Genomic DNA, 9543 nt, shown 5'->3' with positions numbered 1-9543 from the left:
CAAAATAATTTAGGAAGTGCTTACAGTGACAGAATCAAGTTCGATAGAGGAGAGAATATCGAACGGGCGATCGAATGTTATCAAGCTGCTTTACAAGTTTACACCCGCGATGCTTTGCCCCAATATTGGGCGACGACTCAAAATAATTTAGGAAATGCTTACAGTGACAGAATCAAGTTCGTTCGAGGAGAGAATATCGAACGGGCGATCGAATGTTATCAAGCTGCTTTACAAGTTCGGACTCGCGATGCTTTGCCCCAAGATTGGGCAATGACTCAAAATAATTTGGGAATTATTTACAGTGATCAAATATGGGTAAACAGAGGTGATAATTTAGAAAGGGCGATCGAATGTTATCAAGCTGCTTTACACAAAATAATTTAGGAAGTGCTTACAGTGACAGAATCAAGTTCGATAGAGGAGAGAATATCGAACGGGCGATCGAATGTTATCAAGCTGCTTTACAAGTTCGGACTCCTACCACCTTACCTCTTGACTGTCTGCAAACAGGGCGAAACTTAGGCGATTTAGCATTAGCAGTAAACTTGTGGGAAACCGCCATACTCGGCTACGAAAAAGCGATCGAAGCAGTCGAACAAAGCCGCGAGTGGATAGCCTCCGAAAACCGCAAACGAGAAATTATCGAAGAAAACCTCAACATCTACGAAAAAATGATGCAATCCTGCATCAATCACCAACAATATCACAAAGCAGTTCAAACAATCGAACGCAGCAAATCCCGCTACCTAGTCGAACTCTTCACCAACAGCGAAATCTATCCCAAAACAGCCACCCAAACCGAAAAACAGCAACTCCAAAACCTGCGCCGCCAAATCGCCTCCCTCCAACAATCCCCTCAACAACAACAAGATAATTTGGCAACAGCATTACAGCAACTAGAACAATACCTAGAAATCTTCAAACAGCGAGAACCAGAATTCAAACTAACTCAAAAAATCCAACCCATAGACATCCCCGAATTCCAACAAACCTTAGACACCGAAACCGCAATTATAGAATGGTACATCGGCGGGGGCGGGCACGCACCATCCACCGCCCCTACGGGGGGATTTGCATTCATCATCACCCACAACAACATAGAATTAGTCACATATACCACAACCGAAATAGCCGAATTAGAAACCTGGAAAAACAACTATCTCAACGAATACCGCGACAAAGCCAAACAAAAAATCTGGCAACAAACCTTATCCGCCAAACTGCAAAAACTCTCCGAAATCTTGCTGCTAGATGAGATAGTCGCCACAATTCCCAATCATTGCCGTCAACTAATATTAGTACCTCACCGCTACCTGCACTTATTCCCCCTCCACGCCCTACCATTCACATCACAAACCCGGTTCACTCAACAAACCGAATTTTGCGGAAACCTCCTAGACTGCTTCCCCAGCGGCGTGAAATACGCCCCCAGTTTGCAACTATTAGAACTCGTACAAAACCGCATCAAAACCCGCACATCTCCCGCCCCCGAACTTCAGCCATTATTTGCGATTCAGAATCCCACCGAAGATTTATCGAACGCCGATATGGAAGTACAAATCATCAAACAAAGATTCGACACCCATGATATCTTAATCAAACAACAAGCTACCAAAATCGCTTTCAACGAAAACCTCAAAAACCTCTCCAATGCTAGCTATATCCACTTTTCATGTCACGGAGTCTTTAACTTTGACTATCCGCTGCTGTCCCTTCTCGCCCTAGCCGATTCCATCGAGGAAAATAACGAGACAGATGCAGAAAGCCGCTATGTGACAATGCGAAGCGGGCGAAAAGCCATCCCCGAAAAATGCCTAACCTTGCGAGAAATATTTGCCGATTTAGAGTTAAGTAAGTGCAATCTCGTGACACTCTCCGCCTGCGAAACTGGGTTAACCAGTTCAACAGAAATGACTGATGAGTACATTGGTTTACCCAGCGGCTTCTTGTATGCTGGGAGTATGAATGTTGTGAGCACATTGTGGTCAGTCGATGATTTTGCGACGGCGATTTTAATGATAAAATTTTATCAGGAATTGCTACCGAAAGTTTCAGTCGCAGTCGCTTTGAACGCCGCCCAAAACTGGATGCGCGCCGTCACCAAGGAGGATTTTGGAGTTTGGGTGAAATCCTTAAATTTAGATAAAAAATCTGGGCAAAGTGTGGAACTGTGGTTAGTATCATCGCTAGAGGAACGGCCTTTTAGTCATCCCAAGTATTGGGCGGCATTCTGTGCTACTGGATATTAGGAAACAGGTTTTTCGATATCTGCGATGGGTGGGGGCGGGTTTATGAATTTGGGGATGGGATGATACAAATGTCGGCGAACCCGCCCCTACAAATTTGGGTATTCTTGATGTATGATTGTCTTACCCAATTCCGTAGGGGCGGGTTCACAAACCATCTTTGATTCCGACAAAAAAATCGCAAAAACCCGCCCCCACCCAACCAACCAACCCTGACATTTTATTAACGGAGAATTGTTTTATGGAACCCGAAAAAGTTATCATTGTCTTCTTCAAATGGTTGCGCGAAAATCCGAATATTTTCATGCCCACAGCATGGCAAGATTTACCGAAACTAGATACAGAAATAGCAGAATCAGCCGATGATGAATTATTCCCGATTGCTATGACTATCAGCAAGTGGTGTGCCCATCATGGATTGGGAGATACATTAAGAGAACAAGCGCGGAAAGATATCGACGATGCCGGCGAACCCACCCCAACCACACAGCAGATGTTAACCAATACTACTCAAACTCTGCGTCAAGACATTGAAGAAACTTACGAAAAACTTCAACAACTAGATGCACAGAAATCAGATAAAGACAATGACTCAAAATAGTAAAATCTATGCCCCTAACGTCTATCTATTTGCCTATCACCTCTGCAAACTGCCAGAAACAGAGTCGATTTCTCCTGGAGAATCAACCAAACTGTGGGAAAAGTGCAACGAGATATTGCAAACTAAATTAGCAGTTGGTAAAGCATTCAACGGCAGCTATTTACCCAAAAAAGATGAACCTCTCGGATGGCGAGTTGAACTAATTAACAAACAAGTTGTCGGCGGCCGAAATTCTCTCGCTTTTGCTAAGGATATTTCCTTTGACAACCAGCAAATAAATCTCAAAGGTTTCGCCCAACCGCTGCGGATTGATGACAGCTATGCTTTGGGTTTGCAAATTCGCGTCCCCGAAAAAGTTAACAATATTAAAACGCCCGCTGTCGATGTTACCATCTTCAAAGAATTTAATCCCGATAACTGCTTGCTGCCCGATTTTGTGCAAAGCTATTTCGGTCAAACTTTGCTGCTTACAGCTTGGCTGAGTGTCGAACAAAACCAGGCCGCGCGGGAAGATTCGCAGTTTCTAAAAGGTTTAGCCCAACAGTGTCTAGAAAAGTTAATTTCCGGTGACAATCTGCCGAATTTTTACCGTCAAGGCGAGTTATTCGGTAGCCCAATTTTAGAATACGGCGATCCCAATCGCCAAGATACTGAGTACCATATTATAGTCTGGTTTTTCAACAGTTCTGCAACTGAGGAAATCTGGGATGAGACGCGGTACAGCGATTTTGTCGAGTTATTTTTGTACCGCAATAAGATTATCCGCGCCTATCGCGATACCCGCAAACTTTACCGGGTGATTAGCGAGGAATACAAACAAATTGAACTCAATATCGACGCGACTTTTAAGTATTTGCGGCAAGACGAAGCCCAGCAGCGGCAATTGAAAGGTGCAGGCTTAAAGGAAGAGGAATTAGAACGCCTGGAACGTCAGACAATCGAGATGCCGCCGCGCGCTGTCAAGTATGCCCGGTTGCTGATGGATTTGGAATTTCGGCAAAATACGATCGCAATTAACGCCAAAAACTACCAAGATAAATTATATCAGATAAGTCTTGACTTAAAATCTCGGAAGAAATACAATGAAAGTGAGTGTGATTTAAGCTTTCTCGAATTATTCAGCAAAGAAACCTCGCCGCAGTTTCAAGCACAAATCAAAGGTGACTTAGGCTACTTCAGCCACGGCACCGGCTTGCTAGACAAAGCAATGGAAGCAATTCGAGGAGTTGTCGCCATTGAAGAAGCTTATCGCGATGCAAAATTAGAAGTCACGATTCAAGCAGTGGGCTTTGGTTTGGGAGTCGCCGGAGTAGTCGCTGGGAGTTCTCCTTATTTGATTAAACAAGACCCGCCGAATCAGGTAATTGCTTTGCCTTTCCTGAAGGTGGGAATTAATTCTTTTGTGTTGGTATTGTTGATTAGTATCGGCGCGGGAGTTGTGGTTTGGTCTTTGGTGATGTTGGGCGCAAATTTCAAGAATATTCGGGCTAAATTTAAATAAACCCGGCGGTTGAAACCGCGTCTACACAGACGAAACCTGCCTCCGCGGGTTGAAGATTTTACCTCTTCGTCCACGGAGGTGGACATCGTTTGTGTAGCCGCGATTTCCAATCGCCGTGAATTCTAATCGCCTTTAAAGTAATTTAATATTGAGGAACAGACGAATCTACTTCTTGACTCCAAGCAGTAATCCCGCCCTTAACATTAATTCCCTCAATTCCGGCTTCCTTCAAGATGCCCAAGGCCTTTGCAGAACGGCCGCCCATTTTGCAATGTGCAATCAAGCGATGTCCGTTCAACAATTCCTTGACCTTCGCAACACCTGCGCCGTGTTCGATATCCGGTAATGGAACCAAAACTGACCCAGGAATTTGAGCAATTTGATACTCGTTAGGATTGCGAACATCTAACAAGACAAAATCCTTGGCGCCGCTGTCGATTAATTTTTTAAGTTCGGTGACAGTCATCTCAGGAATTTTCTGTTGTTCTGCTTCCTCGGCTTTAGCTTGAGGAATGCCGCAGAATTGTTCGTAATCGATTAACTTGTCAATTACCGGACGTATTGGATTCGGTCGCAATTTCAACTGACGGAATGTCATATCTAAGGCGTTGTACAGCAACAATCTGCCGCTCAAAGTTGTACCTTGACCTAAGATGATTTTGATAGCTTCCGTGGCTTGAATGCAGCCAATTACCCCAGGTAAAACTCCTAGAACGCCGCCTTCGGCACAGGAAGGAACCATCCCAGGAGGCGGGGGTTCTGGGTACAAATCGCGGTAATTCGGGCCGCCTTCGTAGTTGAAAACTGTTGCTTGTCCTTCAAATCGGAAGATGGAACCGTAGACGTTGGGCTTGTTCAAAAGCACGGAAACGTCGTTCATTAAATAGCGAGTCGGAAAGTTGTCCGTACCATCGATAATGATATCGTAGGGAGTGGCAATGGCGATCGCATTTTCGGAACTAACGCGAGTCTCGTACAAATCAACTTGACAAAAAGGATTGATTTCTAAAATCCGATTTTTCGCCGAATCAATCTTCGGCTTCCCAACCCAAGAAGTGCCGTGAATTACTTGGCGCTGCAAATTGGAATGGTCTACAACATCAAAGTCTACAATCCCAATGCGGCCAACACCTGCGGCTGCTAAATACAGCAGCAGCGGCGAACCGAGTCCTCCCGTACCGACGCAGAGCACGCTGGCTGCTTTGAGACGCTTCTGCCCTTCCAATCCAACTTCTGGCAGGATGAGGTGGCGAGAGTAGCGTTCGTATTCTTGTTTGTTGAGCTGGATCTCGTCCAGATTAGGATTTAGCATGATATTCTGTTATACGCCGATTTTGAATTACATCCTATCTGAATCTTTCGCATTTTTACGTGTTTGTTATGTTTAGTAATTATTTCTTAATCTGAGTCGGTTCGATCGCGATAATTTCCTCTGCTTGAAAGTTGCCCTCTGCGTCAAGACTCCAACTGCGGAGGTCTTCTGAACTGCCTTGTCGCACGGACACTATGATGTAAGAGTATTTGGCCCATGCCATTTTGCGATCGCACTCCGAGGGCACTGCCGGACAATCCGGGTGAGAATGATATATGCCGATAATATCAAGAGTGCGATCGCGCCCGTGTTTCATCGCCCGCAACATATCTTCAGGCTTAATAGCATATCTGCGTCTTTCTGTCAATCCTGTTTGTTCGGGCCAATTCTCCTGGGCTTGGGCACTCCAAGCATTGTCAGCCGGCCAAACTTCTACTAAAGTTTTAATATCGTCAGTGATTGTACCTAACAATAAACCGCAGCATTCTTCTGGATAAGCGCTTTCGCCGTGGCTGCGGATTGATAATATTTGTTCGGGGGAAAGTGCGATATTTTGCATTTTCTTGTAGGCTTTTTTAAACGAACCGCGAAGACGCTAAGGACGCGAAGGAAGAGAGGAGAAGGGAAGGGAATTTTTTATATATAACTAATGTTAAATATGCCCGGTTTCTTTTCATAAATCTTGAGTTTATTAACGAATAATTTAGGAAGAAACCGGGTTGATAGCCCGTGCGTAAGTCTTTGGCTATTTAGCCCTAAATTGCTATTAAGTTGGAGTTTGTTGCAATTCTGGCCGTTCGTCTGGGACGATCGCATTTTCGACTGGACACACCTGCAAACAAATGCCGCAGTCTATGCAGGTATCGAAATCAATCCAAAACCAATCAGTACCTTTGACATTTTTGCCAGGGCCGGGATGAATGCAAGCAACTGGACAAGCGCCGACGCAATCAGCAACTCCTTCGCAGATATTTGTAACGATAGTGTGCGCCATGTTTCTATTTTAGATTTTAGATTTTAGATTTGGGATTTTGGATTAGACATTATATCATGTCTTTCTAACTAGAGCAGTACAATTGGTTCGTAGTGAGGACTTTAGTCCTCTAGTTTTTTGCGGACTGAAGTCCTCACGATCAAACTGGTTTGTAGTGAGGACTTTAGTCCTCTGGTTTTTTGCGGACTGAAGTCCTCACTACGAACCTGGTTAGAATTTGATTCTTTTGGTTTTTTGCGGACTGAAGTCCTCACTACGAACCGTTTTTATTGCTGGTAATTTGTTGGACACGATTTTAGGAATTACGTTTCAAACAAATCCTAGTTTACCTTTTCAATTGTTGGGACGCCTTCGGCATTTACCCAAGCAATTTGAGCGATTCTGCGATCGCGCGCGTAGTCCCTGGCTTCCTCTTCTGTCTCCCGACTCTCCAAATCTATCTCCACCCGCACTAGGGGAGTAGACTCTCGGAGTTGGCGGGCATAATCAAAGGCCGCCGCCGCTGCTTCCGGTGTTTGAGGCACTACCAACCATTCGCTAGCTGCTGTTTCTGTGGGCAATTGACCCTCTGTCAACAAAACTTGGTGCAAATCTTCAATATTCAGACAAAACCCGATGCCGGGGGAATTTTGCCCTTGCGGGTCGAACAGTCCTAGCAGTTGGTCGTACCGTCCGCCTTGTCCTAATACTCGCTGTCCGCTTTTGCTGCTGCTGACAACTTCAAACACTATTCCAGTGTAATAGTCAAAGGTTTGAATTAAACTCAAATCGAGGTGGATGTGAGATTTCAGATTGGGAATTTTTGCTTGACATTTTTCCAGCAGTTCGATCGCACTTTTGAGTTCATTTAACGCTGCTTGCTGCGGCACATCTAAATCCAGCTTCGCCACAATCTCCAATACATCTTCTGGCTTGCCGCGCAAGTCAAACAACAGCAGAGCTCTTTCTCGCAATTCGTCCGACAGCGGCAAAGTTTCCAAAGCTATGCGATCGAGATTGGCGATCGCGCCGCGCACTTTTTGGCGCACGTTTGGCCCAAACGGTTCTAGCAAAGTTGCAGTTAAGCCCGCTTCTCCCAGCACCAAATGCCAGTCATCAATTTCTAAGTTTTGCAAGCACTCAGACAGCAGCAGCAGCACTTCCGCATCCGCAACGCTCCCGCCCGCGCCCAGCAGTTCTACCCCCGCTTGATAGAACTCCTGTTGCCCGCCTGAACCCGTATCCGGGCCTTTGCGGAAGACATTGGCGTTGTAGTAGAGGCGCTGGGGCTGCCAATTTGTCCCGGACATCCGCATTGCAGCCGCGCGGGCGATGGATGCTGTCAATTCTGGCCGCAAGCCGAGTTCTCCATCTTCAGCGTCTTGGAGTTGAATTAAGGTCGATCGGTCGATCGCGCCCCCAGCCATCAACGTCTCCAGCCTCTCTAGAGTAGAAGTAATAATCCGGTGATAGCCCCAGCGGTGAAACACCTGCTGCAAGCGCCGTTCGATCGCAATTTTTTGAGCAACGTCAAGGGGCAATAAATCTCTTGCACCCGATGGGGGTTGGTGAACCATATCAATTTTAGATTTTAGACCTTAGATTCTATACCAATTTCACAAAAGAATGCCACTTCAGGCAAGTTCCCAACTCTCACCAGTCAATTATTCCCCATTCTTTAATTGAAAATCGTATTTGATTGGACTTAGAAGCTTGCCTTTAAGACACCTTGTTAAAGTCGAACGCCGCCACCCTAACATTCGACTTTAACAAATTAAAGTATCAACAATACGCTTGGGATCGGAAGACCGGGCGCTTGAAACCGCCGTATTATCTTTTCAACGATGATTCAAAACAGACAACTGAACAACTGACAACTGACAACTGACAACTTATCATTTTTTCTTCCCGCCAAACAAACTTGCAAAAAATCCCGGTTTCCCCTCACTTTTTTTATCCTTTGCGGAAGCTTGTTCCAGCTTTTTCTTAACCTCCAAAGCCGTCGGTTCTTCAGGATTTGATGCCAAAGCTTTTTGCACCTCAAGTTTTGCCATTGTGGCTTGATTTTGTTGAAAGTAACACATTGCTAACAAACCGTGAGCTTTGCTGTGTTTCGGTTCGCGCTTCAGGGCTTCTTTCAACTCCAAAGTTGCTTTGGCATAATTTTTGCTGTCCATGAATCCTTGGGCTCGGATGCAAGATTGATCGGCCAGCGAGTCTTTGAATGCTGGGACTCTGGGTGGCGGTGCGGCGGCAGGAGTTGCAGTCGCAGGAGTTGCGGCGGGAGTTGCTGCTGCTGGGGTTGCTGTTGCAGTTTGGTTTGTGGCTTTTGGGGGTGAACCGGCAGAAACCACACCGCCAAGGCGCTCTTTTCGCAGCAGGTAAACCATGTTCAGTTCGCTAATTTGATCGATCGCATCTTGGGTTTCTTGAACCGACTCGTACTGCTTGAGAGCGAGTTTGCCAACTGCTGTTTTATAAGCTTCTTCCAAATCTTTAGCGGTAGCTAACTCTTTGGCTGCTGCGCTTTCGACTTGCATTTTTGCTTGTTCTTTAGCAACGCGCTTGGCGATAGCTGCTAATAGCAGGTTGTATTCTTTGCGATCGCTTTCCTTAGAGAATTTGTTGTAGGCCGGATTGACCACTTTTGACAAAAATTGGTTGGCCCAATCTTTATCCGCTTGGTCTTCAAAAGAGCAAGTATCCGAATGCAAGCGGCGGGCGATTTTCATGTAGCGCTTGCGGATGTCGTTAAACTCTGCGTCTAGGGGAATTCCCAAAATTGCGTGCTGATCTGTAAAGTCGTACTTGAACAGCCCTTTTGTCATTTCAAAAGACATAACTTTTACTCTCGCTTTCCTGACTTTTGACTATTCTTTAATGTAGCTTGACTTCAGGGGTTGTGACCCC

9 protein-coding genes are annotated in these 9543 nt (G+C 45.5%); 4 read left to right on the top strand and 5 right to left on the bottom strand.

What is annotated here, in order from left to right:
- The 4 genes from JGK22_RS28035 to JGK22_RS28020 all read left to right on the top strand — a co-directional run.
- A partial coding sequence (locus tag JGK22_RS28035) for a tetratricopeptide repeat protein (RefSeq protein ID WP_293314227.1) occupies positions 1–384 on the top strand: 384 nt, incomplete at its 5' end.
- Positions 351–2249 carry a CHAT domain-containing protein gene (locus tag JGK22_RS28030; RefSeq protein ID WP_293314225.1) on the top strand — a complete coding sequence of 633 codons (1899 nt, stop codon included), beginning with the start codon at positions 351–353 and terminating at the stop codon, positions 2247–2249. The genes JGK22_RS28035 and JGK22_RS28030, both read left to right, overlap by 34 nt.
- A 238-nt stretch (positions 2250–2487) precedes the next feature.
- Positions 2488–2847, top strand: coding sequence for a hypothetical protein (locus JGK22_RS28025; protein ID WP_293206754.1), 360 nt, complete (start codon positions 2488–2490; stop codon positions 2845–2847).
- Positions 2834–4348 (top strand): hypothetical protein, encoded by a 1515-nt coding sequence (locus JGK22_RS28020; RefSeq protein WP_293206755.1) that lies wholly within the window; start codon positions 2834–2836, stop codon positions 4346–4348. The genes JGK22_RS28025 and JGK22_RS28020 overlap by 14 nt, the downstream gene beginning before the upstream one ends.
- A gap of 142 nt (positions 4349–4490) precedes the next feature.
- Here the strand turns inward: JGK22_RS28020 and moeB are convergent, their stop codons facing one another.
- The 5 genes from moeB to JGK22_RS27995 all read right to left on the bottom strand — a co-directional run bounded on the left by moeB (position 4491) and on the right by JGK22_RS27995 (position 9473).
- Entirely contained in the window at positions 4491–5660 is a 1170-nt protein-coding gene (gene moeB, locus JGK22_RS28015) for a molybdopterin-synthase adenylyltransferase MoeB (RefSeq protein ID WP_293191584.1), read from the bottom strand.
- Between the two features lie 79 nt (positions 5661–5739).
- On the bottom strand, positions 5740–6219 hold the full coding sequence (locus JGK22_RS28010; protein ID WP_293185891.1) for a M67 family metallopeptidase: 480 nt from the start codon (positions 6217–6219) through the stop codon (positions 5740–5742).
- 207 nt (positions 6220–6426) lie between these two features.
- A complete protein-coding gene (locus JGK22_RS28005; RefSeq protein ID WP_293155824.1) occupies positions 6427–6654 on the bottom strand; it encodes a ferredoxin family protein in 228 nt (75 codons plus the stop codon).
- A 320-nt stretch (positions 6655–6974) separates the two neighbouring features.
- Positions 6975–8210 carry an ATP phosphoribosyltransferase regulatory subunit gene (locus tag JGK22_RS28000; RefSeq protein ID WP_293185890.1) on the bottom strand — a complete coding sequence of 412 codons (1236 nt, stop codon included), beginning with the start codon at positions 8208–8210 and terminating at the stop codon, positions 6975–6977.
- 318 nt (positions 8211–8528) lie between these two features.
- Entirely contained in the window at positions 8529–9473 is a 945-nt protein-coding gene (locus tag JGK22_RS27995) for a tetratricopeptide repeat protein (protein ID WP_293185888.1), read from the bottom strand.
- Positions 9474–9543 lie beyond the last annotated feature (70 nt).

The sequence above is a fragment of the Microcoleus sp. PH2017_08_TRC_O_A genome, assembly GCF_020738665.1.
Taxonomy (GTDB): Bacteria; Cyanobacteriota; Cyanobacteriia; order Cyanobacteriales; family Microcoleaceae; genus Microcoleus.
Note: the sequence above shows the minus strand (reverse complement) of the source record. Positions and strands in the feature narration are given on the sequence as shown.

Excerpts from the sequence above, each read along its gene's own strand:
- JGK22_RS28030 (WP_293314225.1), top strand. The coding sequence starts at position 351 with ATGTTATCAAGCTGCTTTACACAAAATAATTTAGGAAGTGCTTACAGT.
- JGK22_RS27995 (WP_293185888.1), bottom strand. The coding sequence starts at position 9,473 with ATGTCTTTTGAAATGACAAAAGGGCTGTTCAAGTACGACTTTACAGAT.
- moeB (WP_293191584.1), bottom strand. The coding sequence starts at position 5,660 with ATGCTAAATCCTAATCTGGACGAGATCCAGCTCAACAAACAAGAATAC.
- JGK22_RS28020 (WP_293206755.1), top strand. The coding sequence starts at position 2,834 with ATGACTCAAAATAGTAAAATCTATGCCCCTAACGTCTATCTATTTGCC.
- JGK22_RS28025 (WP_293206754.1), top strand. The coding sequence starts at position 2,488 with ATGGAACCCGAAAAAGTTATCATTGTCTTCTTCAAATGGTTGCGCGAA.
- JGK22_RS28005 (WP_293155824.1), bottom strand. The coding sequence starts at position 6,654 with ATGGCGCACACTATCGTTACAAATATCTGCGAAGGAGTTGCTGATTGC.
- JGK22_RS28000 (WP_293185890.1), bottom strand. The coding sequence starts at position 8,210 with ATGGTTCACCAACCCCCATCGGGTGCAAGAGATTTATTGCCCCTTGAC.
- JGK22_RS28010 (WP_293185891.1), bottom strand. The coding sequence starts at position 6,219 with ATGCAAAATATCGCACTTTCCCCCGAACAAATATTATCAATCCGCAGC.